The 23,945-nt window shown below is 72.1% G+C and carries 23 protein-coding genes; 11 read left to right on the forward strand and 12 right to left on the reverse strand.

The window, feature by feature from the left end:
* Positions 1 to 45: 45 nt before the first annotated feature.
* Both VFC33_14010 and VFC33_14015 read left to right on the forward strand, forming a co-directional pair.
* Positions 46 to 828, forward strand: coding sequence for an enoyl-CoA hydratase/isomerase family protein (locus tag VFC33_14010; protein HZR14352.1), 783 nt, complete (start codon positions 46 to 48; stop codon positions 826 to 828).
* 5 nt (positions 829 to 833) lie between these two features.
* On the forward strand, positions 834 to 2,042 hold the full coding sequence (locus VFC33_14015; GenBank protein ID HZR14353.1) for an NADH:flavin oxidoreductase: 1,209 nt from the start codon (positions 834 to 836) through the stop codon (positions 2,040 to 2,042).
* A 16-nt stretch (positions 2,043 to 2,058) separates the two neighbouring features.
* Here the strand turns inward: VFC33_14015 and VFC33_14020 are convergent, their stop codons facing one another.
* Positions 2,059 to 3,507, reverse strand: coding sequence for a sensor domain-containing diguanylate cyclase (locus VFC33_14020; protein HZR14354.1), 1,449 nt, complete (start codon positions 3,505 to 3,507; stop codon positions 2,059 to 2,061).
* 58 nt (positions 3,508 to 3,565) lie between these two features.
* On the opposite strand from VFC33_14020, the gene VFC33_14025 reads away from it, so the two are divergent.
* Entirely contained in the window at positions 3,566 to 4,675 is a 1,110-nt protein-coding gene (locus VFC33_14025) for an amidohydrolase family protein (GenBank protein HZR14355.1), read from the forward strand.
* Positions 4,676 to 4,679: 4 nt separating this feature from the next.
* On the opposite strand, the gene VFC33_14030 is transcribed toward VFC33_14025, so the two are convergent.
* Positions 4,680 to 5,288 carry a TetR/AcrR family transcriptional regulator gene (locus VFC33_14030; GenBank protein HZR14356.1) on the reverse strand — a complete coding sequence of 203 codons (609 nt, stop codon included), beginning with the start codon at positions 5,286 to 5,288 and terminating at the stop codon, positions 4,680 to 4,682.
* Positions 5,285 to 6,940, reverse strand: a complete 1,656-nt coding sequence (locus VFC33_14035; GenBank protein HZR14357.1) for an MFS transporter — start codon at positions 6,938 to 6,940, stop codon at positions 5,285 to 5,287. The genes VFC33_14030 and VFC33_14035 overlap by 4 nt, the downstream gene beginning before the upstream one ends.
* An 84-nt stretch (positions 6,941 to 7,024) precedes the next feature.
* Here VFC33_14035 and VFC33_14040 point away from each other — a divergent pair, with 84 nt between their 5' ends.
* Positions 7,025 to 7,333: a hypothetical protein gene (locus tag VFC33_14040; protein HZR14358.1), complete on the forward strand. Its 309-nt coding sequence runs from the start codon at positions 7,025 to 7,027 to the stop codon at positions 7,331 to 7,333.
* Positions 7,334 to 7,351: 18 nt separating this feature from the next.
* Here the strand turns inward: VFC33_14040 and VFC33_14045 are convergent, their stop codons facing one another.
* Both VFC33_14045 and VFC33_14050 read right to left on the reverse strand, forming a co-directional pair.
* On the reverse strand, positions 7,352 to 8,599 hold the full coding sequence (locus VFC33_14045; GenBank protein ID HZR14359.1) for a CoA transferase: 1,248 nt from the start codon (positions 8,597 to 8,599) through the stop codon (positions 7,352 to 7,354).
* A gap of 24 nt (positions 8,600 to 8,623) precedes the next feature.
* Positions 8,624 to 9,376 (reverse strand): SDR family NAD(P)-dependent oxidoreductase, encoded by a 753-nt coding sequence (locus VFC33_14050; GenBank protein HZR14360.1) that lies wholly within the window; start codon positions 9,374 to 9,376, stop codon positions 8,624 to 8,626.
* Between the two features lie 38 nt (positions 9,377 to 9,414).
* Between VFC33_14050 and VFC33_14055 the strand changes: the two genes are divergently transcribed.
* The 3 genes from VFC33_14055 (at position 9,415) to VFC33_14065 (ending at position 12,564) form a co-directional block, all read left to right on the forward strand.
* Positions 9,415 to 10,506: a phosphotransferase family protein gene (locus tag VFC33_14055; protein HZR14361.1), complete on the forward strand. Its 1,092-nt coding sequence runs from the start codon at positions 9,415 to 9,417 to the stop codon at positions 10,504 to 10,506.
* Positions 10,503 to 11,708, forward strand: a complete 1,206-nt coding sequence (locus tag VFC33_14060; protein ID HZR14362.1) for a cytochrome P450 — start codon at positions 10,503 to 10,505, stop codon at positions 11,706 to 11,708. Before VFC33_14055 ends, VFC33_14060 begins: the two co-directional genes overlap by 4 nt.
* 79 nt (positions 11,709 to 11,787) lie before the next feature.
* Positions 11,788 to 12,564, forward strand: coding sequence for an SDR family oxidoreductase (locus tag VFC33_14065; protein HZR14363.1), 777 nt, complete (start codon positions 11,788 to 11,790; stop codon positions 12,562 to 12,564).
* 21 nt (positions 12,565 to 12,585) lie between these two features.
* Here VFC33_14065 and VFC33_14070 read toward each other — a convergent pair whose 3' ends face one another.
* Positions 12,586 to 14,757 carry a cation:proton antiporter gene (locus tag VFC33_14070; GenBank protein ID HZR14364.1) on the reverse strand — a complete coding sequence of 724 codons (2,172 nt, stop codon included), beginning with the start codon at positions 14,755 to 14,757 and terminating at the stop codon, positions 12,586 to 12,588.
* Between the two features lie 118 nt (positions 14,758 to 14,875).
* Between VFC33_14070 and VFC33_14075 the strand changes: the two genes are divergently transcribed.
* Positions 14,876 to 15,979: a nitronate monooxygenase family protein gene (locus VFC33_14075; GenBank protein ID HZR14365.1), complete on the forward strand. Its 1,104-nt coding sequence runs from the start codon at positions 14,876 to 14,878 to the stop codon at positions 15,977 to 15,979.
* Positions 15,976 to 17,352, forward strand: coding sequence for a neocarzinostatin apoprotein domain-containing protein (locus VFC33_14080; protein ID HZR14366.1), 1,377 nt, complete (start codon positions 15,976 to 15,978; stop codon positions 17,350 to 17,352). Before VFC33_14075 ends, VFC33_14080 begins: the two co-directional genes overlap by 4 nt.
* Positions 17,353 to 17,367: 15 nt before the next feature.
* Here VFC33_14080 and VFC33_14085 read toward each other — a convergent pair whose 3' ends face one another.
* Both VFC33_14085 and VFC33_14090 read right to left on the reverse strand, forming a co-directional pair.
* Positions 17,368 to 18,735 (reverse strand): trypsin-like peptidase domain-containing protein, encoded by a 1,368-nt coding sequence (locus tag VFC33_14085; protein HZR14367.1) that lies wholly within the window; start codon positions 18,733 to 18,735, stop codon positions 17,368 to 17,370.
* 128 nt (positions 18,736 to 18,863) lie between these two features.
* Positions 18,864 to 20,021 carry a NosD domain-containing protein gene (locus VFC33_14090; protein ID HZR14368.1) on the reverse strand — a complete coding sequence of 386 codons (1,158 nt, stop codon included), beginning with the start codon at positions 20,019 to 20,021 and terminating at the stop codon, positions 18,864 to 18,866.
* A gap of 63 nt (positions 20,022 to 20,084) precedes the next feature.
* Between VFC33_14090 and VFC33_14095 the strand changes: the two genes are divergently transcribed.
* Complete coding sequence (locus VFC33_14095) at positions 20,085 to 20,384, forward strand: hypothetical protein (protein HZR14369.1); 300 nt, start codon at positions 20,085 to 20,087, stop codon at positions 20,382 to 20,384.
* Between the two features lie 61 nt (positions 20,385 to 20,445).
* Here the strand turns inward: VFC33_14095 and VFC33_14100 are convergent, their stop codons facing one another.
* The 3 genes from VFC33_14100 to VFC33_14110 are packed head-to-tail and all read right to left on the reverse strand — an operon-like array spanning position 20,446 to position 23,171.
* Positions 20,446 to 21,636, reverse strand: a complete 1,191-nt coding sequence (locus VFC33_14100; protein HZR14370.1) for a CoA transferase — start codon at positions 21,634 to 21,636, stop codon at positions 20,446 to 20,448.
* Positions 21,637 to 21,680: 44 nt separating this feature from the next.
* Positions 21,681 to 22,784, reverse strand: coding sequence for an NAD-dependent dehydratase (locus tag VFC33_14105; protein HZR14371.1), 1,104 nt, complete (start codon positions 22,782 to 22,784; stop codon positions 21,681 to 21,683).
* 24 nt (positions 22,785 to 22,808) lie between these two features.
* Entirely contained in the window at positions 22,809 to 23,171 is a 363-nt protein-coding gene (locus VFC33_14110) for an ATP-binding protein (GenBank protein ID HZR14372.1), read from the reverse strand.
* Between the two features lie 121 nt (positions 23,172 to 23,292).
* Here VFC33_14110 and VFC33_14115 point away from each other — a divergent pair, with 121 nt between their 5' ends.
* The gene (locus tag VFC33_14115; protein ID HZR14373.1) at positions 23,293 to 23,571 is read left to right on the forward strand and encodes a hypothetical protein; all 279 of its coding nucleotides are present in this window, start codon (positions 23,293 to 23,295) and stop codon (positions 23,569 to 23,571) included.
* 4 nt (positions 23,572 to 23,575) lie between these two features.
* On the opposite strand, the gene VFC33_14120 is transcribed toward VFC33_14115, so the two are convergent.
* Positions 23,576 to 23,945: hypothetical protein (locus VFC33_14120; protein ID HZR14374.1), on the reverse strand; the 370-nt coding region annotated here is incomplete at its 5' end.

The raw sequence follows: 23,945 nt of genomic DNA on the forward strand, positions 1-23,945 counted from the left end.
CGGCTACGTTCCGGACGGCCGCACCACCGACGACCGAGGGACTGCATGGCGAGCGAACGGGTGCACCTGAGCATCGACGGCGCGATCGCGACGATCACGAACGACAACCCGGAGAAGCACAACGCGTTCGACGACGACATGGACGTCGAGCTGTTCGCGATCCTCGACGAGCTCGCGTCGCGTCGCGACATCCGAGCCGTCGTGTGGCGGGGTGAAGGCGCGTCGTTCTCGTCGGGCCGCGACGTCGGGTCGATCGGCAACCTCAAGGTCGAGCTGTCGCACCACGAGCTCATGCGGCGCGGCCATCGCGGCATCCAGCGGCTCTGGGACCTGGATGCGCCGGTGATCGTCGCGTGCAAGGGATGGGTGATGGGCGGGTCGTTCCAGCGCGCGCTGCTCTGCGACATCCGCATCGCGTCGGAGGACGCTCGCTTCCGCCTCCCCGAGGTCGGCTTCGGCGTCATCCCCGACACCGGCGGGGTGGCAGTCCTGTACGAGATGTGCGGCCACGGCGTCGTGAGCGACATGGTCCTGAGTGGGCGCGTGCTCTCGGCACACGAAGCGCTGTCGCACGGGATCGTCAGCCGCGTCGTCGCGCCCGACGAGCTCGACGCGACGGCACGCGAGATCGCCGAGAAGATCGCCGCCGCACCGGCCGTCACGGTGAAGATGGCGCGGGAGGTGATCCGGCACCTCAGCGTGCCCGCGATCCGCACGTCGATGGCCGACGAGATGATCTACCAGACGTTCATCAACCGCAGCGACGACTTCGCGGAGCTCCGGGCCGCGCGCGCCGAGGGCCGCGAGCCGCGCTACACGGGGAGCTGATCGACATGGCCGACACCACCTCCGTTCCCGACGTGTTCGCACCGGCGAAGCTCGGGCCGGTCACGTTGCGCAACCGGGTCATCAAGGCGGCGACGTTCGAGGGGGTCATGCCCGACGGGCTCGTGACCGACGCGCTCGTCGAGTACCACCGTCGCGTCGCGCGCGGCGGCGTCGGGATGACGACGGTCGCGTACCTCGCCGTCGCGCCCGAGGGCCGCACCGACCGGCACTGCATCCATCTGCGCGACGAGGCGCTCGCGGGCCTCCGGGTGCTCACCGACGCGATCCACGACGAGGGCGCCGCGATCGCGGCGCAGATCGGTCACGCAGGGCCGGTCGCGAACGCGAGGTCGAACCGTGCGCCGTCGCTCTCGCCGTCGGGCGGCTTCAGCCCGCTGGGCTCGCGGATGCGCGCCGTCACCGACGCCGACATCGCCCGGATCACGGACGACTACGCACGCGGCGCGCGCATGATCGCCGACGCCGGGTTCGACAGCATCGAGATCCACCTCGGCCACAACTACCTGCTCTCGGCGTTCCTGAGCCCGAAGCTGAACAAGCGCACAGACGGCTACGGCGGGAGCCTCGAGAACCGGGCCCGGTTCCCGCGAGCAGTGGTGAAGGCGGTGCGCGACGCCGTCGGCGACCGTCTCGCGGTGACCGCGAAGGTCAACATGGCGGACGGCACGCCGGGCGGCTTCTGGCTGAACGAGAGCGTCGAGTTCGCCCGCATGCTCCAGGCCGACGGCGCGCTCGACGCCCTCGAGCTCACGGGTGGGAGCTCGCTCGCCAACCCGATGTACCTGTTCCGCGGTGAGGCGCCGATCGCCGAGTTCGCGGCGACGCAGCCGCAGCCGATCCGGCTCGGCATGCGTCTGTTCGGGAAGCGCTTCCTGATCGAGTACCCGTGGGAGGAGGCGTTCTTCCTCCCCTACGCGCGGCAGTTCCGCGCCGCGCTCGACATGCCCCTGATCCTCCTCGGCGGCATCAACCGGCGGGAGACGATGCAGCAGGCCATGGCGGAGGGGTTCGCGTTCGTCGCGATGGCGCGCGCGCTCCTCCGCGAGCCCGACCTCGTCAACCGGATGCAGAAGGGCGCGACGGACGAGTCGCTGTGCATCCACTGCAACAAGTGCATGCCGACGATCTACAGCGGGACGCGCTGCGTCCTCGTCGAGGCCGAGCCGCCGGCCGGCCCGAGCACCGTGGCGTAGAACCCCGCGCGCCGGTTCAGACGGCGCGGCGCAGGACGTGCGCGCTCGCCGCCCACCGTCCCCGACCGGCCCGCTTCGCGTCGTACATCGCCTGGTCGGCCCGGCGCAGGAGCTCGCTGACCGACAGGTCGCCGGCCGGGTTGAGCGCGATGCCGATGCTCGCGGTCACGGCCTCGGCACCGCCGAGGCGCGCGGCGGCGAGCGTCTCGATGACCCGGTCGGCGACGTCGATCGTCTCGTCCAACGTCGCGACACGTTCGAGGAGGACGCAGAACTCGTCACCACCCAGACGGGCGACGACGTCGCCGTCGCGCACGCATCCCGCGAGCTGCTGCGCGGTCGCGACGAGGACGCGGTCACCGGCTTCGTGGCCGAACGAGTCGTTGACCCGCTTGAAGCCGTCGAGGTCGACGTAGAGCACCGCCAGCGTGGAGCGCTCGCGCGTCGCGCGAGCACACGCACGACGCACGGCCTCGAGGAAGGCCGTCCGGTTCGCGAGCCCCGTCACCGGGTCGTGGAGGGCGTCGTGGCGGAGTCGCTCCTCGAGCGCACGCTGCGTCGTGATGTCGTGCACGTTGACGATGACGTCGTCGTCGCGCGCGTCGGACCGGCGGGTCAGCGTGACGGCGGCGAGACGGGTCGACCCGTCACGGTGCCGGAGCGCGAGCTCACGGGTGCGCGCGGTGTCGGGCGCGGCGACCGCCTCGTGCAGGAACCCGCGAGCAGAGGCGGCGTCGTCCGGCTGCACGAGCGAGAGGAACGACTCACCTTCGACCGCGTGCGGCTCGTAGCCGAGCATCGGGCCGATCGCCGGGCTGACGTACCGGATCGTGCCGCACTCGCCGAGCACGCCGATGATGTCCATCGCGTGCTGCACGAGGGCCTGGAACTGCTCGCCGTGGTCGCGCAGCTCGCCCTGCGCCTCCTCGGCGATCGCCTCGGTGTGGCCGAGCACGCGGATCACGAGCGTGAAGCAGACGACACCGACCGCGGCGACCGCGTGCGCGTAGCGACCGGGGACGATCGTGGCCACGGTCCCCGACGCGACCGCGAGCTGGCCGAGCGCGACGCAGCCGACCATCCACGCGATCGCGGGACGCCAGCTCCGCGAACCCATCGTGCGGAGGACGTCGGTCGCGCCGAGCGCGTACCCGATCGCGAGGACGGGCCCCCAGCCCGCGGCGTACACCACGGCCGTCGTCGTGACCATCACGACCGCGATGCGGACGTGCATCGCGAACACCCCGCCGCGCCGGCGGTGCCAGTACACCTGCGACGCGGCGTTCAGCACCGCGGTCGCCGCGACGAGCGGGACGAACCAGACGAGGCTGATGTCGCCGAGGAGGTGGGCGCGCTGGAGGAACCACGCGCCGACGACGGCGAGCGGCGTGCTCGCGTAGACCGCGGGCAGCACGGCCCACGCCAGGCGCGTGTCGGGGCGCGCGGCTGCGCGCGACGTCCTCACGACGTTCCCATCGGCCGGTGTGGGACAGTGTGAAGCAGGTCTCAAAAGGTTGGTTCACATGCTCGCGATCTCGGCCGATTCGCACGTCACGGAGCCCGGCGACTGCTACCTGCCCCGGATCGACCCCCGCTTCCGCGACCGGGCGCCGGCGGCGCGCACCGACGACCGCATGGGCGCGGTCGTCGACGTCGACAACGGGCGCAGCGTCGTGCCGTACGGGATGGTCGCGGCGGCCGGTCGTCCGGTCGAGCGGATCGGGCCGTTCGAGCACGTCGGCTGGGACGAGCTCCACCCGGGCGGGTGGGACCCCGGCGCCCGCCTCGCCGAGCAGGACCGTGACGGCGTCGCCGTCGAGGTCCTGTACCCGTCGGTCGGGATGCTGCTGTGCAACCACCCCGACGCCGACTACAAGAAGGCCTGCTTCGACGCGTACAACCGGTGGATCGCCGAGTTCCAGGCGTACGCACCCGACCGTCTCGTCGGCCTCGGCCAGACCGCGCTCCGCAGCGTCGAGGAGGGGATCACCGACCTCGAGGCGATGAAGGACCTCGGCCTGCGTGGCGTCATGGCGCCGGGCTTCGCGGCCTGCCAGGAGGACGGTGACTACGACGACCCACGCTGGGACCCGTTCTGGCGCGCGTCCGTCGACCTCGACCTCCCGGTGTCGTTCCACATCCTCACGGGCGCGGACCAGATCGGCGGCGGCCAGTTCCGGGGACCCAAGATGAACAGCTTTCTCGGCATCATCCGCGGCTGCCAGGACATCATCGGCACGCTGATCTTCGGTGGCGTGTTCGACCGCGTCCCCGACCTGCGCGTCGTGTGCGTCGAGGCCGACGCGGGCTGGGCGCCGCACTGGAAGTACCGGGCCGACCATGCCGTGAAGCGTCATCGCAACTGGCTGCCCGCGGCCGCGCTGCAGCGCATGCCGAGCGAGTACTTCGACGAGAACGTCTACGTCACGTTCCAGGACGACTGGGTCGCGTTCCGGACGACGCACCTGATGAACCACGAACGCCTGCTCTGGGCGAGCGACCACCCCCACTCCGACTCGACGTTCCCCGAGTCGCAGCAGGTCCTCGCGCAGCAGACCGCGCACCTCGACCCGGACGTGCGCGACGACATCGTGTACCGCAACACCGCGCGCCTCTACGGGCTGCGCGTCTGAGGCGTCAGCTCGACGACGGCTCGCGCGCGCCGAGGCCGCGCAGCGCGAACGCGAGCGCGTGACGGAAGAAGGCCGGCGTGATCCGCTGGTGCAGCATGAACGCCTGGTGGTACAGGCCGCCGGTGACGAGGCTGTACGCCTGCTCGACGGTGGGTGCGTCGTCGAGCTCGCCACGCTGCTTCGCGCGCGCCAGGATCCCGCGCAGCTCCGCGAGCCGCGGCGCGGTGAACTTCTCGCGCAGCGCCGCCGCGAGGTCCGTGTTCCCCGACACCTCGGTGCCGAGCGCGTCGGCGACGTCCTCCCGTCGCGCCGCGATCGAGCGCGCGATGTTGGCGAGGAACGCTTTCAGGTCACCGTCGAGGCTGCCGGTGTCGACCGCAGCCGGCTCGGGTGCGAGTGTCGCGACCGCGGCCGCGACGAGATCCTGCTTCGTCGCCCACCGGCGGTACAGCGTGGCCGACGACACGCCGGCGCGCTCGATCACCGCGGCAACGGTCAACCCCGCGTAGCCCTTCTCGACGAGCACCTCGAGCGTCGCGTCGAGGATCGTCGCGTCGCACGCCGGGCTCCGCTGGCGCCCGGGATGCGTGGCGGGAGCAGGCGAGGTCGTCATGCTGAGGACACCTGCTCCGCTTCGAGCGCGCCCTCGGCTTCCGCGAACGTGAGAGACGCGACACCGTCGAGCGCGCCGGACTCGTCCGCGCGCGCGTCCTGTGCGCGCGCCGGCAGGAACGCGAACACGACGATCGCGGCCAGCAGCACGACCACCGCACCGACGATCTCCGCGCGCGCGAACGCGTGGATGAACTCGGCGTGGCCGGCGCTCGCGAGCGCACGTCCGACGGAGCCGGGCAGGTGCGCGGCCGCGTCCACCGCGCCACCGACCGAGTCGGTCGCCGCCGACGCGACACCGGCAGGCAGGTGCATGCCGGCGACCCGGGTCGCCATCCCGGGCCGGTACGACGCGGCCAGCACCGAGCCGATGACCGCGACGCCGAGCGCACCGCCCATCTGGCGCGTCGTGTCGTTCATCGCGGAGCCGACCCCGGCCTTCTCGACGGGCAACGACCCCATGATGGACTCCGTGGCGGGCGCCATGACGAACCCCATGCCCGTCGACAGGATCGACATCGACACGAGCAGCAGCGTGTAGCCGCTCGACGTCGTCACCTGCGCCATCAGCACGAGTCCCACGACCGACAGCACGAGACCGCCGCCGACGACGAGCTTCGTGCCGATGTGCTCGACGACCCGCGGCGACAGCGGCGCGACGACGAGCATGATCGCGGCCATCGGGAGCAGCCGGATGCCCGCCTCCAGCGCGCCGTACCCGAGCACGTTCTGGAGGTACTGGGTCATCACGAACATCGACCCGTACATCGCGAAGAACGTCATCGTGATCGCGCCGTTCGCAGCCGAGAAGCGCGGGTTGCGGAAGAAGCGGACGTCCAGCATCGGGTGGTCGCACGTCAGCTCCCACACGACGAAGGCGGCGAGCACCACGACGCCCAGGAGCAACGAGCCGACGACCGTCGCGCTCGTCCATCCCTTCGTGGGCGCCTCGATGATGGCCCACAGCACGGCGACGAGACCCGCGACCGACAACGACGCGCCGGCGAGGTCGAGACGCGGCGCGTTCGGGTCGCGCGACTCGGGGAGGAGGAACCGGCCGGCGACGAGCGCGACCGCGGCGATCGGCACGTTGATCAGGAACACCGATCCCCACCAGAAGTGGCGGAGCAGGAACCCGCCGATGACCGGCCCGAGCGCGCCACCACCACCGGCGACCGCCGCCCACGCGCCGATCGCGCGCGCACGCTCCTTCGGGTCGCGGAAGACGTTGGTCAGCAACGACAGCGTCGCCGGCATGATGAGCGCGGCACCGATGCCCATGAACGCGCGCGTGAACACGAGCGCGGTCGCCGACCCCGCGAACGCGGAAGACGCCGAGCCGAGGCAGAAGATCGCGAGCCCGGTGCTGAGCGCGCGCTTGCGCCCGATGCGGTCGCCGAGGCTCCCGGTCGTGAGGAGCAGGCCGGCGAACACGAGCGTGTAGCCGTCGACGATCCACTGCAGCTGGCTCGTCGACGCGTGGACGTCGCGGATGAGCGCGGGCAGGGCGACGTTCAGGACGGTGTTGTCGAGCGTGATGACCGCGAGGCTCAGGCACATGACCGCGAGCGCCCACCACCGGCGCCGGTCGAGCCGGGCGTCGGCGAGGGGGATCGCGGCGTCCACGGACGTCGCATCGGCGGTCACGGCCATATCGAAAGAGTAGCGTTTCGAAATACCGCTGTTTCGAAACCACGGCGTGACGGTCGTCACGGGAGGGTGGGTACGGTCGGGGCCGTGAGCGACCGCGACCCGGAGCCGCCCGACCCCGAGCTCGACGCCCTCGAGGCGGCCAGCGCGCTGTGGCCCGTCGCTCTCGAGGTGCGCTTCCGGCGCGACGTCTCGCCCCAGGCCATCGCCGACTTCCTCGACACGCTGCGGCTCGAGGACCTCCCGGGCGAGGCCCGGCTGACGACCGACGTCGACGCCCGCCGCAGCACCGTCGCGTTCGCGCCCTGGACGCGCGGCGCCGAGCGGACGCGCTGGGAGCGCCGGCTCCGCGACGACCACCTCGTCGCGGAGGTGCGGACCCCCGACGAGGGGTGAGCGCCGAGGCGCTCGGGATCAGCCGAGCGCCTTGGCGTCCCTCAGCGCGGCGAGGCGGGCGTCGTCGTACCCGAGGACCTCGTGCAGCACCTCGTCGGTGTGCTGGCCGAGCGTCGGCGCCTTCGTCGGGACGGGCAGCTCGCCGTCCACGAGCTTGACCGGGAACGGCAGCTGCTCGGCACCGAGCCGCTCGCGCGGCAGCCAGGGCAGCCGGTCCTGGAACTGCGGGTCGTCCGCGATCGTCTTCGGCGAGTTCACCGGCGCGATCGGCGTGTTGACCCGACCGCCGAACTCGAGCCACTCCGCGGACGTCTTCGTGCGGAAGATGTCGCGCAGCTCACGGTGCATCTCGACGTTGCCGCGCGCGTGGTCGGCGTACTTCGAGCCCGGCCACCGCTCGAACATGTCCATGCGGTCGACGCCCTCGCAGAAGTTCTTCCAGAACGCCTGCTCCGACGCCATGAAGAGCACGTAGCCGTCCTTCGTCTCGTAGACGTTGTACCGGACGCCCTCCTTCATGCCCGCGGTGCCGGGCGCGCGCCGGACGTAGTCGTCCGACTTGTTGCCGGTGACCTCGCTCTCGGGCCGCTCGTAGGACTTGTAGGTCTCGGAGCGCAGCCAGTCGATCGCGGCCGCGGCGTCGGACTGCGCGACCTCCATGCGCGACCCCTCGCCCGTCGCGCGCGCCTGCAGGATCCCCGACAGGATGCCGAGCGCGCCGTAGAGCGGGCCTGCGTTGATCCCGATCGACACGTGCTCTGGGAGGTACGCGAAGCCGTCCTCGTCGACCTCCGGCGCCACGATGCCCGCCCACGTGTCGTACGCGATCCCGTGGCTCGGGTAGTCCTTGTACGGGCCGGTCATGCCGTAGCCCGAGATCGTGATGAACACGATGCGCGGGTTCACCTCGCGCAGCTTCTCGAACCCGAGGCCGCGCCGCTCGAGCCCGCCCGGGCGCATGGCCTCGACCACCGCGTCCGCGTGGCGCACGAGGTCGAGGAACACCTCGACGCCCTCCGCCGTCCGCAGGTCGAGGACGACGCTGCGCTTGCCCCGGTTCGTGTGCAGGTGCATGAGCGACGTGCCCTCGACGATCGGCCACGTCATCTCGCGCACGTAGTCGCCCGAGGGTGGCTCGACCTTGATCACGTCGGCGCCGAGGTCGGCGAGGCAGGTCGTGATGGCCGCCGGCCCGAGCATCGAGCACTCGACGATGCGCACGCTCTCGAGCGGCCGGACCGTGTGTGACGGGGCGTCAGAGGTCATGGCCCGGCAGGTTATTCAGATCGCTCAGGTCGTGACCGACCCGCCGTTGAGCTGGAGCGTCTGGCCCGTCATCCACGACGCCTCGTCGGACGCGAGGTAGACGCACAACGCCCCGATGTCCTCCGGCCGGCCGAGCCGCCCGACGGGCACCTGGCGCGCGAGCCGCGCCGTGACGTCGGAGCCACCGGTGTTGTCCATCAGCCCGATGGCGAGCGTGTTCGCGGTGACACCGAAGCGTGCGTTCTCGATCGCGAGGTGACGCATGAACCCGATCGCGCCGCCCTTGCCCGCGCCGTACGCCGCGACGCCGATGTTCAGGCCGACGGTGCCCGCACCCGACGCGATCGTGATCACGCGCCCGAACCCGCGCTCGCACATGCCGTTGATCACGGCGCGGCTGCAGTGCAGGACGCCGTACAGGTTCACCCGCAGCGGCCCCTCCCACGCGGACGGGTCGGTGTCGCGGAACGCCTGCGGGACCATCGCGTGCTCGCCACCGTTGCCCGCGTTGTTGACGAGCACGTCGACGGGCCCGAGCTCGCGCTCGACGTCGGCGACCCCGCGCGTCACGGCGTCGAAGTCCGTCACGTCGAACGGGACGGCGCGCGCGGCACCGCCCGCGTTGCTGATCGCCTCGACCGTGTCGACCGCGCGCTCGATGCGCAGGTCGTTGACCGCCACACGCGCACCTTGCGCAGCGAGCGTGCGCGCGATCCCCGCGCCCACGCCCTGCCCCGCGCCGGTGACGAGCGCTCGCTTCCCCGTCAGGTCGAACACCGTGCGGGACCGTACCCCACGTCGCGACGTCCGACGGCGTGGCAGGCTGGGTCACCGTGTCGACCGACGACGCCGTCCCGATCGGGCCGCTGACCGAATGGCTGCACGCGAACGTTGCCGGCTCGCACGGCGCGGTGCACGTCGAGCAGCTGTCGGGTGGGTCGTCGAACCTCACGTTCCGCGTGCGCGACGACGTCCACGACCTCGTGCTGCGGCGGCCGCCGCTCGGTCGCGTGCTCGCCACCGCGAACGACGTCCTGCGCGAGCACCGCGTGCAGCACGCGCTCGCGGCGACCGACGTGCCCGTCGCGGCGATGCTCGGCGCGTGCGCCGACGTGAGCGTGATCGGCGCGCCGTTCTACGTCATGTCCATGCTCGACGGCGTCGTCTACACGGACGCCGAGGCGGTCGCACACCTCACCGAGGCAGACGCGCGTGCGGCGTCGTACGAGCTCGTCGACGTGCTCGTTCGACTGCACGCCGTCGACCCGTCCGCGGTCGGGCTCGCGGACCTCGGCCGTCCGGACGGGTTCCTCGAGCGCCAGGTGCGGCGCTGGCGGACGCAGTGGGAGACATCGAAGCAGCACGACTGCCCGGAGATCGAGGAAGTCGCCGACCGTCTCTCGCGTGCCGTGCCCGCGGGAGCGCACACCGGGATCGTGCACGGCGACTACAGCTTCAACAACACGATCTGGGAGCGCCACCGGCCGGCGGTGATGCAGGCCGTCCTCGACTGGGAGATGGCGACGCTCGGCGACCCTCTGACCGACCTCGGGATGCTCGTCACGTACTGGGGACCCGTCGGCGAGCGACTGTGGCGTGCACGCGCACCGCAACCGCACCGCGCGAACGCCGGGTTCCCGTCCGCGGACGCGCTCGTCGAGCGGTACGCGCGTGCGAGCAGCCGGCCGCTCGACGACATCGACTTCTATCGCGTGCTCGCCACGTTCAAGCTCGCGGTGATCTCGGAGGGCGCGCTGGCGCGCATCGTGGAGCGTGCGCCGGAGCGCGCCGCGTCGACGCGCGCGGTCGTCGAGGAGCTGGCGGCCGCCGCACTCGACCAGGCCGAGCGGTCGTCCGACCCCGCCCTCAACGGACGCGCCCGCGCGAAGGAGGCGTACCAGAGATGACCGACGTCGTGCTGCACGACCCCGCGACGTACGCGCACGGGTTCCCGTACGAGCACTTCCGTGCGCTGCGCGACCACGATCCCGTCTCACACCACGACCACCCGAGCTGGGCGCGCGGGTACTGGGTCGTGGCGCGTCACGAGGACGTGCAGCGCGTCTCGCGCGACTCGGGCACGTTCCGCAACGCGCCGCACCCGTTCCTCGAAGGGCGCGCCGACGACGACCAGAGCGAGGCGTCTGGGCTGCTCATCAGCCTCGACGCGCCCGAGCACGTCAAGCTGCGCAAGCTGATCAACCGCGGGTTCACGCCCCGGCGCGTCGCCGACCTCACCGACCGGATCCGGGCGCGCGTCGACACCATCTTCGACGACCTGCGGGACCGGCGGTCGTGCGATCTCGTCGGCGACGTCGCGCTGTGGCTGCCGCTGCACGTCATCGCGGACCTCGTCGGCGTGCCGGAGGCCGACCGGCGGAAGGTGTTCGAGTGGACCGAGACGACGTTCGGGTTCGATGCGTCGGTGACTCCGGACGAGCAGCGCGACGCGATGACGCAGATGTTCGGCTACGCGGACGCGTTGTGCGAGGAGCGCCGTCGCGAGCCGCGCGACGACCTGCTGAGCGTCCTCCTCGACGCCGACGTCGACGGCGAGCAGCTGTCGCAGCTCCAGATCGACCTGTTCTTCATGCTGCTGCAGAACGCGGGCAGCGAGACGACCCGCAACCTCATCACGACCGGGACGCTCGCGTTGCTGCAGCATCCCGACCAGCTCGCGCGGGTGCGAGCCGACCTCGAACTGCTGCCGGTCGCGATCGAGGAGCTCCTCCGCTACGTCACGCCCGTGATGCAGTTCGTGCGCCATCCCGTCGTCGACACCGAGATCGCGGGCACAACGATCGAGGCCGGTGACCGCGTCGTGATGTTCTACGCGTCGGCGAACCGCGACGAGCGCGCGTTCGACGAGCCCGACGCGCTCGACGTGACCCGTACGCCGAACGACCACGTCGCGTTCGGTGCGGGTGGACCCCACTTCTGCCTCGGTGCGAGCCTGGCCCGGCTCGAGGCCCGCATCATGTTCGAGGCGATCCTGACGCGCTTCACGGATCTCGAGGTGGACGCGGACGTCGACACGCTGCCGCGGGTCAGCTCGAACCTGATCGACGGGTTCGTGCACCTCCCGGTGCGCTGGTCGGCGATCAACTGATCGAGGGCGCTTTTGTGAAGCGTCATGCACACACTGTGTGCATGACGCTTCACAGAACACGGACGAGGAGGACGGACGGGTGGGACGGCTCGACGGCAAGGTCGCGGTGGTGACCGGAGCGGGCGGCGGGCTCGGGCGCGCGATGAGTGTCGCGTTCGCGCGAGAGGGCGCGGCGGTCGCGTGCCAAGACCTCGTGGAGACGGCCGCGAAGGCGACCGCGGACGAGATCGCCGCGCGGCCGGGAGGTCGCGCCTTGGCATGGGCCTGCGACGTGACCGACTCGGGTGCGATCGACGCGATGTTCGATGCCGCGAGCGAGCAGCTCGGAGTCGTCGACGTGCTCGTGAACTGCGCGGGCGTGGACCGCACACCGGGTGACGGGTTCGAGAACGGCGGCTTCCAGCTCAACCACATGTCGGACGACGCGTGGAAGCGGATGCTCGACATCCACCTGAACGGAGCCTTCTACTGCTCGCGCGCGATGACGCGCCGGCTCGTCGACGCGAAGCAGGGCGGGTCGATCATCTGCGTCTCGAGCATCGCCGGGCTCGCGGGCTGGGGTCCGCCGCACTATGCGACGGCGAAGGCGGGCCTGCTCGGTCTGGTGCGCAGCCTCGCCCGCTTCGGCGGCGGCCTCGGGATCCGCGCCAACGCGATCTGCCCGGGCGTGATCGACACCGCGATGACGCAGGGGGTCCCGGCCCCGATGATCGACGGGCTGAAGATGCTCACCCCGCTCGGCCGGGTCGGCGAACCTGCCGACGTCGCGGCCGCGGCCGTCTACCTCGCGGGCGACGAGAGCAGCTTCGTCACCGGCCAGGCCCTCTCCCCCAACGGCGGCCTCGTCATCTCGTGACGGTCGACGGCCGCCTCGACGTCACTCCGGCGTCGCCGACGCGCGTGTCGCCTCGCTGCGCGCGAGCAACCATCCCGGTGGTGTGACGACGACCGCCACCGTCGCGTCGAGCACGCCGATCATCCGCTCGACGAGGTGACCGAGGAACGCGGTGCCCTCCGCGGCCCGGAGCTCGGCCGAGAGCACGACGAGATCCGCGTCGACGTCGGCCGCGATCGCGGGGATCTCGCGCGAGCGTGAGCCCGCGCGCGTGACGGCGCGCGGCCGCAGGCCGAGCCGGCGCGCGAGCTGGCTCGCCTCGGTCACGAGCCCGCGTGACGCGATCCGTCCCGAGCGCTGCGCGTCGGCGCCGACCGCGACGAGGTCCGCGTCGTCCGGCGCGACGTGCGCGACGACGAGATCCGCGTCGTTCGCGGCCGCGAGCGCGAACGCGATCTCTTGTGCCGCGCGGTTGGGCAGCGTGCCGACGACGGGCACGAGGACGCGCCTGAACCCGTCGCCGAGCTGCTGCCGCGCGTGCGGGCCCGCCCACACGACGACGACCGGCAGCGCGCTCCTCTGCAGCAGCGACTGCGTGAGCGCGGAGAGCAGGTCGGCGGAGATTCCCGTCTCGCGGGCGCCGACCGCCACGACCTCGTAGCCGAGCCCGACGTGCTCGGTGAGCGCGTCGAGCGCGTCGAGCGCGTCCGCTCCACCGAGCTCCTCCTGCTCGACGGGTCGTCGCTCGAACACCGCGGTCGCGCCGTCAGCCGCGGACGCGCCCGCCGGATCCGCCGCTATCACGGTCGCGGGCGAGTCGCTCGGCCACGCGAGGTCGACGATCTTCGCGGCGAGTAGCGTGCCCTCGCCGCGCTGCGCCGGCACGAGCACGCGACCCGGTCGCACGAGCAGGTTCTCCGAGTAGATCTGCTCGCGGTCCAGCCGTTCCCGCTCCTCGGTCGTGCCGCGCCACGCGGACGCGATCGCGCGCAACAGCGGCGGGGCGACCATCGACGTCGCCAGCGCCATGATCACGACCACCGTGTACATGCGCGTGTTGAGGACCCCGAGCCCGAGGCCGACGGTCGCGACGACGATCTCCAGCGCGCCGCGGGCGTTCAGGCCGACTCCGAGTGCGAAACCCTCCTGCCGCGGGAGGCCCGCGAGGCGGGCGCCGAGGTAGCCGCCCGCGAGCTTGCCGACGCTCGCGACCGCGATGACGACGGCGGTGAACAGCAGCACGTCCCCGCGACCCAGCAGCGCGAGGTCGACGCGCAGTCCCGCGGTCGCGAAGAACACAGGTGCGAACACCGCGTTCGTCATCGTCTCGACGCGCTCGACGAGCCGCGTGTCCTGGTAGCGCGACCGCGCGAGCACCATGCCGGCGACGAATGCACCGAGCACCGCCTCGACGCCGAGCGCCTGCGTGATCGCCCCCGCCGTGAACACGACGAGCAACGTGATCGACAGCCCGCTCGTCATGCCCGGCCGGCGCTTGCGGAAGCTGCGCAGCAGCTCGTCGACGATCCGCTGACCGAGCGTGAACGCGCCGAGCACGAACAGGGCGACCGCGAGGATCGTCAAGCCGAGACGGCCGAACCCGATCGCGCCCGAGCGTGCCGCGCTCGCGAGCACGCCGAGGAGCAGCCAGCCGACGACGTCGTTGACCATCCCGGCCGCGAGCGTCAGCTGCCCGAAGTTACGACGCGTGAGGCGCAGGTCCTGCAGCACCTTCGCGATCACGGGCAGCGACGAGATGCTGAGCGCGGTCGCGACGAACCCGGCGAACACGCCGCGGGAGCCGTTCCCGACGAACGCGTGCGGGAGCTGGAAGCCGAGCGCGAGCCCGAGCGCGAACGGAAGTGCGATCGACAACACCGCGACCGATGCGAGCGCGGCGCCGAGCTGACGCACGAGACCGAGGTCGGTCTCGAAGCCGGTCACCGCGAGCAGCATCACGATGCCGACCCAGCCGACCGCGCTGATCATCCCCGACTGCACGACGTGGGGCGGGAACAGCCAGCGTGCCGCGCCGGGCGCGAGCTTCCCGAACACGGACGGGCCGAGCAGCAACCCCGCCGCGAGCTCCCCGACGACCGCCGGCTGCCCGATCCGGCGCATCAGCGCGCCGAGCGCGCGGGCGACACCGACGAGCACGACGAGCTCGACCCAGAACACGAGGAACACGTGCTCCGGGATCGGTTCGATCCTCACCGGCTCCCCCCTGCGAGATGCACGAGCCGGGGGTGTACCCAACGAGCGCGTGCAGGGAACCGTGACAGGTACCGGCAGTAGTGTCCCGCGCCCGCGAGCGAGGAGGCCCCGCATGGCCATGAGGACACCGATCTGCGACCGGCTCGGCATCGAGTTCCCGCTGTTCGCGTTCTCGCACTGCCGCGACGTCGTCGCCGCGGTGAGCAGGGCCGGCGGCTACGGGGTGCTCGGCGCGCTCGCGTACAGCCCCGACCAGCTCGAGATCGAGCTGTCGTGGATCGACGAGCACGTCGACGGCAAGCCCTACGGCGTGGACTTCGCGATGCCGGAGAAGTTCGTCGGCAAGGGTGAGGAGTTCGACCTCGGCTCGCTGCAGGCGATGATCCCCGAGGAGCACCGGCAGTTCGTCGAGAAGATCCTCGCCGAGCACGACGTCCCCCCGATGCCCGAAGGTGTCGAGGGCGTGATGAAGGCCGCGGGTCTCGGGGTCGAGGCCGAGGGACCGGGGCAGGTCGACGTCGCGCTCGGCCACCCCGTCTCGATGCTCGTGAACGCGCTCGGGCCGCCGCCGGAATACGTCATCGAGGCCGCGCACTCGAGCGGTGTGCTCGTCGGCGCGCTCTGCGGCAGCCCGCGCCATGCCGAGCGCAACGTCGAGCGGGGTGTCGACGTGATGATCGCCCAGGGCACGGAGGCGGGCGGGCACTGCGGCGAGATCTCGACGATGGTGCTCGTGCCCGAGGTCGTCGACACCGTCGGACCCGACGTTCCGGTGCTCGCCGCGGGCGGCATCGGGCGCGGGCGTCAGATGGCCGCCGCGATGGCGCTCGGCGCGCAGGGCGCGTGGACGGGCTCGATCTGGCTGACGGTCGCGGAGTCCGAGACGCAACCGTGGGTCGTGGAGAACCTTCTGGCCGCGGGGTTCACCGACACCGTGCGATCGCGCGCGATGACGGGCAAGCCGGCCCGCCAGTTGCGGACCGACTGGACCGAGGCATGGGACGCGCCCGACACGCCCAACCCGTTGCCGATGCCGCTGCAGGGCCTGCTGTACGCACCGGCCGCGCACCGGTTCATGCGCGTGCGTTCGCGCGCGCTCTCGGGCTCGCCCGTCGGTCAGATCATCGGGCGCGTCGACCGTGTGCGTCCCGCGCGCGACGTCGTGTACGAGATCGTCGAGGAGTGGATCGAGACGACCCAGCGGATGTGCGCCGAGACGTGAGAAGGGCCGCGCGCGCGTCGTTCGCGACGCTCGCGGCCGCTCTCGCCGTCGCGACGCTCGCGGCGTGCTCCGGCAGCTCGTCACGCTCGACGGCGACCCGGCCGACAGCCGCGACACCGCGCGCGGTCGCGCGCCAAGCCGTCGGCGTCGTGACCGCGACGTACGTCGACACGAGCCGGCCGACGCCGAAGAGCGGTCCGGACCCGGCCCAGCCGCGACGCACGCTCGTGACGACGATCCTCTACCCGGCCACCGGCCCCGCCGGCTCGACGACGCCCGTCCGCGACGCACCGCCGGCGCGGCGCGACGGCCCGTTCCCGTTGATCGTGTTCGCGCACGGGCTCGGCGCGAGTCCCCAGGTGTACGAGCCGGGCCTGCTCGACCAGTGGGTCGCGGCGGGCTACGTGGTCGCGGCACCGCAGTTCCCGCTGACGAGCAGCGCGACCCCCAACGGCGTCGACGCGGCCGACGTCGTGAACCAGCCCGGCGACGTGTCGTTCGTGATCACCTCGATCCTGCGCGCATCGGCCACCCGACGAGGTCCGCTCGCCGGGCTCGTGGACCCGGACCGCATCGGGGCTGCGGGTCACTCGAACGGCGCGATCACGACCCTCGGTCTCGTCGCGAACACCTGTTGCCGCGACCCGCGCGTGAAGGCGGCGGCGGTGCTGGCGGGTGACACCGTCGCGTTCCCGAACGGCAGGTACGACTTCGTCCATGCGCCGCCGCTGCTCTTCGTGCACGGGACCGACGACGCGCTGCTGCCGTACGCGGGGATCGTGAGCGCGTTCGACGAGGCACGCGGCCCGAAGGGCCTGCTGACGATCGAGCACGGCGACCACTCGTCAGCCGCCGCCGGACAGCGGGCTTCGTCCGCCGACGTCGTCCGGACGACCGAAGACTTCTTCGACGCGTACCTGCGCGACGACGGGCCAGCGCGCACACGTCTCGCGCGCGATGGAGAGCCCGGCGTGACGACGCTCGACTTCGTCACGACGCGCGGCGCGACCGCGACGATCCCCACGATCCCGGAACCGCCGACACAGCGACGCGCGACCGTCGAGCCGTCGAGGAACCTGCGCGACGGTCAGACGGTCACGGTGCGGTGGAGCGGCTTCACGCCCGGGAAGGTCGTCAACGTCGTGCAGTGCTCGCGCGGCGCGCCGACGCCGACGTCGTGCGACCTCCGCCGCGGGCGCATCCTGATCCTCGACCCGACCGGCTCGGGATCGCTCCGCCTCCAGGTCGTGACGGGCACGGTCGGCCAGCGCGTGTGCGACCACGCGCACCCGGACTGCTTCGTCGCGGTCAACGACGCGAGCCTGCAGGAGCCGTCCGCGACCGTCATCGTCCCGATCACGTTCGCGCCCTGACGGGCGACCTGCCCCCTACTGCGAGGCAGGTGCCGCGGCGAGCGTGACGGTGACCGTCGTCGTCGAGCCGTTGCGCTGGTACGTGAGCGGGACCTTGTCGCCGACGTGGTGCGACTGCACGGCCGCGACGAGCGTCTCAACGCCGGTCACCTGACGGGACCCGACCTGCGTGATCACGTCACCCGCCTGCACGCCCGCCGCGGCGGCGGGGCTGCCGGACTCGACGCTCCGCACGAGCGCGCCGTTCCCGCTGTCGGCCGTCTCGCCGGATGCACCGGAGCGGTCGTCGGCGCTCGTCGTCGCCTGCACGCCGAGGTACGCATGCGTCGCGTGCCCCGACTGGATGAGCTGCGTCGCGACGTCACGCGCGGCGTCGATCGGAATCGCGAACCCGACGCCGATGTTCCCCGACTGCTGCGACTGCTGCCCCGGGAACGCGCCGCTGCCGGAGCCGACGGACGCGATCGCCGAGTTGATGCCGACGACCTGACCTTGCAGGTTCACGAGCGGGCCGCCCGAGTTCCCGGGGTTGATCGCGGCGTCGGTCTGGATCGCGTCGATCACGGCGTTCGTGTCGGACACGGACGGGTCGCCGGTCGCGACCGCGCGGTGCAGCGCGCTCACGATCCCCGACGTCACCGTCCCGGACAGGCCGAGCGGCGATCCCACCGCGACGACCTCGTCGCCCACGTGCAGCGACTCGGAGTCTCCGAGCACCGCGGGCGTCAACGTCCCCGCGCCCTGGATCTTGATGACGGCGAGGTCGGAGAGCGGATCGCGCCCGACGATCGACGCGCCGTACTTCTTGCCGTTCGACAGCACCACCTCGAGCGTGCCGCCGTTCGCCGCGTCCGACACGACGTGGTTGTTCGTGAGGACGTCGCCGTCGGCGGTGATGATCACGCCCGAGCCGGTGCCGCCGCCGGACTGGCCCGTCTCGTTGATGGTGACGACGCTCGGGATGACCCGCGCCGCGGCCGCGCCGACGGTTCCCGAGGTCGCCGCGGCCGGCTGGTTGGAGACCTGCGGGCTCGACGCCGCGCCGATGGTCACCGTCGACGGATGATGCGACTCGCCGACGTGGACACCGACGGCCGCACCGACGCCGCCGCTCGCGGCGACCAGCGCGAGCACGGCGACCCCGACCGCCGCGCGCCGGCCGCGGCCGCGGGGGGACGGCGGGCCGGCGGCGGGCGGCGGGTCCGTGGCGAGCGGCGACTCGGTCGTGGGCGGCGGCGGGGGCCAGGCCGCGCCGGGGTCGGCCGCCCCGGCGGCGCCGGCGCCGGACTCTCCCGCGCCGGGGTCGGGGTGTGACCCCGGCACCGGGAGGGGCGGCTGCCACGGATCGGGGGGAGGGGGGAGCTCGGGACCGTCGGTCGACATGGACAGATCATCGGACGACTTGCTGAGGAACGTCTGAGGACGGCCGAAGATCGGCCTGAGGAATCGGGCCCGGACGCGGGACGACCCCCGCCGGAGCGGGGGCCGTGCCCAGGTGCGCTCGCTTCGTGCTACTGGAAGATCGGCATCACGACGTCGTCGAAGTCGTTGTCGGTGACGTGCTGCGTCGCGACGTTCTTCGACAGCCAGATCCCGAAGTGATCGTGCGAGATGTCGTTGTCGCGGACGACGAGGTTGTTCACCGGCACGACCGCCGAGAAGACGATGATCCCGGTCGTCTGCAGGTCGCCCGAGTCCATGTCACCCATGGTGTTGTTCGTGCCGATGTCGTTGTCGACGATCTGGTTGCCGTCGATGCTCTGACCCGGTGCGTGGGCGTGCAGCTGCACACCGCCCTCACCGTTGTTCCAGATGCGGTTGTCGCGCACGACGTTGTCGTACGCCTTCATCCCCGGCCCGGCCGCCGCGATCAGGACGCCGGCGCCGCCGTTGCCCGTCGAGACGTTGCCCTCGACGAGGTTGTCGTAGACGCCGCCCGCCGGGTCGTGCGCCGGCATCGTGATCCCGCAGTCGAAGAGGTTGTCCTTCGCGACGTTGTCGGTGATCTTGTTGCCGTGCGACGCGGTGAAGTCGTCGCTGACGAGGATGCCGCCGGTGTTGTGCATCACGATGGTGTCGTCCACGCGCGAGTTCGTCGTGCCCTGCAGGTGCACGCCCTCGCCGCAGTCACCGGGCACGTTCCCCTGGCCCTGGCACTCCATGTAGGAGTTCGGGACGAAGTTCGGCACGCCGCTCGAGCCGCGGTCGTTGCCGTCCACGACGTCGTGGTCGATCGACACGTGGTCGACGCCCGACGCGAGGATGCCCTCGCCGATCGCGCTCTTCACCGTGAAGCCGTGCACGCGCGACCACGACGCGCCCGGCCCGCTGATGTCGATCCCGTTGATCTTGCCGGTCGCGTCGATCGTCGCGTCGTGCCCCTCGAGCTCGAGCTTGATCGTGACCGTGACCATCTCGGTGTAGACGCCGCGCGCGACGGAGATCTCGCCGCCCGGCACCGACTTCGCGACGGCGGCACCGATCGTCCGGCACGGGTTCTCGTGACGGCCGCACGACGGGCCATCGTTGCCGGTCGGCGCAACGTACAGGTGCCGAGCGCCGCCGCCGTCCGCGCTCGCCGCCGGTGCGACCGCGACCGCGGCCCCGAACGTCGCCACGGCCGCGGCCACGACCCCGACCGCGAACCGACGAATCCTTCCTGTCCCCATCTGCCCCTCCCCCAGCTCGTGTGCAGAGCGGCGGGCAGACTTTCACCGGGAGATGAGAGGACGATGAGCCGCTTGTGGGCAGTGGGTCGGATCTGCTCGCCGCCGGCTGTGGCCCGGTGGGCGTCCATGCCGTGCGCGCGGCCAGACCACCGGAAGCAGGTGTACCGGGAGAACGGCGGTGGGCATCAGACGCACGTGCTGTCGTTCGTGCTCGCCGTCATCCTGGTCTGCGTCGCGTTGGGGATCGTCGGCTGGGTCGTCCACGGCTTGTTCTGGCTGTTCGTGATCGCCGTGATCCTCTTCCTCGTCACCGCGGTCGGCACCGGCTACCGCGGCGGTCGCCGCTCGACCCGACGTCTGTAGGCGCGCCGCCCCGGGTCGGGTCGTGTGCTGCGCGGTCCGCCGGGCGGAGACGCGGCGAGAGCTACGCGACGACGCCACGCTCCCGCAGCTCGGCCACACGGTCGCCGAGGCCGATCTCGGTGAGCACGTCGTCCGTGTGCTGCCCGAGCGCGGGCGCCGGGCCGCCGAGACGCGCAGGCGTGGTGCCGAACTGCGACGGGTGGCGCGGCAGCCGGATCCGGCCGGCGACGGGGTGGTCACCGTCGACGAACAGCCCGATCGCGCGCGCGTGCGCGTCGTCGGGAAGATCCTCGGGCGACACGACGACCCCGCACGGCACCCGCTCGGCCTCGAGCCGGTCCATCGCCTCGCGCGTCGGCAGCGTCGCCGCGACCGTGTAGCAGCGGCCGAGGAGGTCGTTCATGAGCTCGCGGTGCTGGAGCCGCTGGCCGATCGTGGCGACGCGCGGATCGTCGTAACCGTCGACGCCGAGCGCCTTGCAGATCCCCGCGAAGTCGGCGTCGGACGTCGGCACCGCGATCCCCCAGCCGTCGGCGAAGCGGAACGGGCGGAAGGTGGCGACGAAGCTCGACGCCTGCGAGTGGTCGGCGTCGAGCAGGACCTCGTTGCCGGCGGCATCGGCCCAGAGGAACGAGACGACCGCGTCGAGCATCGACAGCTCCACGTGCTGACCGCCCTGCCCGCGCTCGCGCGCGAACAGCGCGGCGGTGATCGCCTGGGCCGCGGTCAGCGCGGTGACCTTGTCCGCCGCGGTCTGGCGGAGGAAGACGGGCTCACCGGTCGCGGGATCGGCCTGGTTCGTGGCGAAGCCGCCGTACGCCTGGATGACGGTGTCGTACGCGGACTTCCCCGCGTACGGGCCGTCGGGTCCGAACCCGGAGAGCGAGACGTAGACGAGCTCGCCGGCCCGCGGGTCGCGGTCGTCGTCGCGCAGGTCGTCGTAGCCGAGCCCGAGCCGGTCGAGGACGCCGGGGCGGAAGTTCTGCACGACCACGTCGCACGTGCGCGCGATCCGGCGCACGACGTCGCGGCCGTCGTCGGTGTGGGCGTCGACCGCGATCGAACGCTTCCCGCGGTTGCACGCGAGGAACAGCGCGCTCATCCCGTTCACCGCGACGCCCACCCAGCGGCCGATGTCGCCGATGCCCGGGCGCTCGACCTTGACGACCTCCGCGCCCTGGTCCGCCAGCAGCGCGGTCGCGAGCGGCCCGGTCGCCGCGATCGACAGGTCGAGCACACGGATACCGCTCATCGGGCCCGTATCCATGGTCGCGCTCGCTCGCCGCTCCGTACCGCTCACGCCTCGAACTCCTTGTTGCTGCGCGCGCGGCCGCCGGGGCCGCTGTACGCGAGGCCGTAGCCGGGCTCCACCGCGAACTCGACGTCCGCGAACGACGCCCGCACGCGGCACCAGGCGTCGACGAGGCGGTCCTCGGCCTCGTAGTCGAAGGGGTCCGTCAGCACCTGCTCCTCCGTGCCGCCCCGCTCGGGCGGGTTCTCGGCCAACCAGCGAGCGGTGCGCGCGAGCGCGGCGCGCGCGGGGACCACGTCGTGGTAGCCGAGCAGCGCGCGCACGCGCGTCAGGTCGAGCACGCGATGCGCGGGGCTCGGCTGCATCAGGAGCGGGCGTGCGGAGCGCGCGACGTCCCACGGCATCGACACGATGTCGAACGTGTGCCCGAGCGCGCCGGCGACGATCTCGACGACCTGGCGGATCGACAGCACGTCGTCGTCACCGACGTTCAGGACGTGACCGGCGACATCCGTCCGCTCGATCGCGAGCAGCAGCGCGTGCGCCAGGTTCTCCGTGTAGCCGTGATGGTGCAGCGTGAGCCCGTCGTCCGGCACGACGATGCGCGCACGGCCGTCGAGCACACGTCGCACGACACACCACTCGCGCGGCGCGAGCTGGTACGGCCCGTAGACGTAGGGATAGCGGAAGTGGACCGCGCCGGGATGGGCTGCGAACACGGCCTCCTCGGTCCGCACGATCCGGTAGCCCTTCTCGTCCTCGGCCGGGTCGCGCACGAGCGGGGCATCCTCGCCGACCGGCACCGGCAGCCCGTGGTCGGGCAGGAACGGGTTCATCCAGCCGCGGTACGCGGGAACGCCACCCACCGAGACGAACCGGCCCGTTCGACCGCGCCACGCCTCGGCGACACGCCGCAACCGTCCGTACATCGCGACGACGACGTCGTAGGTCCGTTCGGCGGCGGCCGACTCGATCGCGGCCTCGTCGTAGGGATCGGCGTGGACGTGACGCACCGTCCCCGGCGTCTCGGCCCGTTCGTGGAGCCCGCGGTGCAGGATCGTGACCGCCGCGCCCCGCTCGACCAGTCCCCGGACGAGCGGCAGGCCCGTCGGACCGGTCCCCCCGATCACGAGCACGTCGAGCGCCACGGGCGCAGAACGTAGCGGGCGCGCTCAGAGTGGCAGCTCGAACCAGACGCTCTTGCCGTCGTCCGACGGGTACGCACCCCAACGCGTCGCGATGGTCTCGACGAGGTTGAGACCCCAGCCCCCGATCGTCGCGTCACGGCGCTGCGGCCAGCCGGGACCGTGATCGGTGACCGTGACGCGCACGGCGTCGTCCCCGAGGTCGATGTGCACGGCGACGCCGCTCCCCGCGTGCCGAAGCGCGTTCGTCACGACCTCGGACACCAGCAGCGCCGCCTCGTCCGAGACGGCGTCGGCGCCCCGCTCGTGCAGCGCCGTCTGGACGGCGTGGCGCGCGGCGGCCGGTGACGAGCTGTCGCACGGGAGGACGGCATCGGCGACGGGCCGCATGACGGTCGGAGGGCTCGTGGCCTCTCCGGGGCGAGGCGCCGGATACACGAACGACACAGGTACCCACCCGCGTCCCACCGTGAACACCGGGATCGAGCAGGCCGCGTGTCAGCATGGGTCGATGGCCCCCGACGACGAGCGCGCGGACGGCGCGAGCGATTCCGCGGCCGCACTCGGCCGGCTCGTCGACCGCGAGCGCGAGCGCGCCGAGCGTGCGCGCCGGCGGATGCAGGAGGAGTCGTCGGCGATGGCGCGCGGCAGCGCGGACGACCGCGCCGTCCACGAGCTCGCACGCGAGGTCAACGAACGGGCCGTCGCGCTCCACGAGCGGGCCGTCGCGGTGTTCGAGGAGGCCCGTCGACTCCGTCCGCGTCCCTCGACGGACGGCGCTCGCGCCTGACGGGCTAGCGGACGCGCTGCGCGAAGACGACGAGCGCGTTCTTCGGCTGGTTCAGCATGACGTTCAGATAGTTGCGCGCGACTCCGGTCAGCTTCGCGTCGGGACCGAGCTGCGCGACCGCGGCACGCAGGTTCGCGCGCGCCTTGGCGACCTCCGCGCTCGAGTACGGCACGACCACACGTGCGATCCGCGTCGCGCCGGGTGGGGTCGGCATGCGGATCGAGGTCGGGCCGCTCACGACGCTGACGAGGACGCGCACCAGCCCGTGGGGGCGCCGCGTGCGCAGGTTGTCGCCGTTGAAGTCGCTGAAGAAGATCTTCACGCCGTGCCGCTCGAGCTGCAGCGCGATCGCGCTCTCCTCGAGCCCGCCTCTC

Source organism: Acidimicrobiia bacterium (genome assembly GCA_035651955.1).
In the GTDB taxonomy this organism is placed as follows: domain Bacteria; phylum Actinomycetota; class Acidimicrobiia; order IMCC26256; family JAMXLJ01; genus JAMXLJ01.

Coding starts and splice junctions, on each gene's coding strand:
- VFC33_14110 (HZR14372.1), bottom strand. CDS start 23,171: ATGCGGCCCGTCGCCGATGCCGTCCTCCCGTGCGACAGCTCGTCACCG.
- VFC33_14085 (HZR14367.1), bottom strand. CDS start 18,735: ATGTCGACCGACGGTCCCGAGCTCCCCCCTCCCCCCGATCCGTGGCAG.
- VFC33_14025 (HZR14355.1), top strand. CDS start 3,566: ATGCTCGCGATCTCGGCCGATTCGCACGTCACGGAGCCCGGCGACTGC.
- VFC33_14030 (HZR14356.1), bottom strand. CDS start 5,288: ATGACGACCTCGCCTGCTCCCGCCACGCATCCCGGGCGCCAGCGGAGC.
- VFC33_14015 (HZR14353.1), top strand. CDS start 834: ATGGCCGACACCACCTCCGTTCCCGACGTGTTCGCACCGGCGAAGCTC.
- VFC33_14100 (HZR14370.1), bottom strand. CDS start 21,636: ATGAGCGGTATCCGTGTGCTCGACCTGTCGATCGCGGCGACCGGGCCG.
- VFC33_14035 (HZR14357.1), bottom strand. CDS start 6,940: ATGGCCGTGACCGCCGATGCGACGTCCGTGGACGCCGCGATCCCCCTC.
- VFC33_14090 (HZR14368.1), bottom strand. CDS start 20,021: ATGGGGACAGGAAGGATTCGTCGGTTCGCGGTCGGGGTCGTGGCCGCG.
- VFC33_14075 (HZR14365.1), top strand. CDS start 14,876: ATGAGGACACCGATCTGCGACCGGCTCGGCATCGAGTTCCCGCTGTTC.
- VFC33_14060 (HZR14362.1), top strand. CDS start 10,503: ATGACCGACGTCGTGCTGCACGACCCCGCGACGTACGCGCACGGGTTC.
- VFC33_14115 (HZR14373.1), top strand. CDS start 23,293: ATGGCCCCCGACGACGAGCGCGCGGACGGCGCGAGCGATTCCGCGGCC.
- VFC33_14095 (HZR14369.1), top strand. CDS start 20,085: ATGAGCCGCTTGTGGGCAGTGGGTCGGATCTGCTCGCCGCCGGCTGTG.
- VFC33_14045 (HZR14359.1), bottom strand. CDS start 8,599: ATGACCTCTGACGCCCCGTCACACACGGTCCGGCCGCTCGAGAGCGTG.
- VFC33_14010 (HZR14352.1), top strand. CDS start 46: ATGGCGAGCGAACGGGTGCACCTGAGCATCGACGGCGCGATCGCGACG.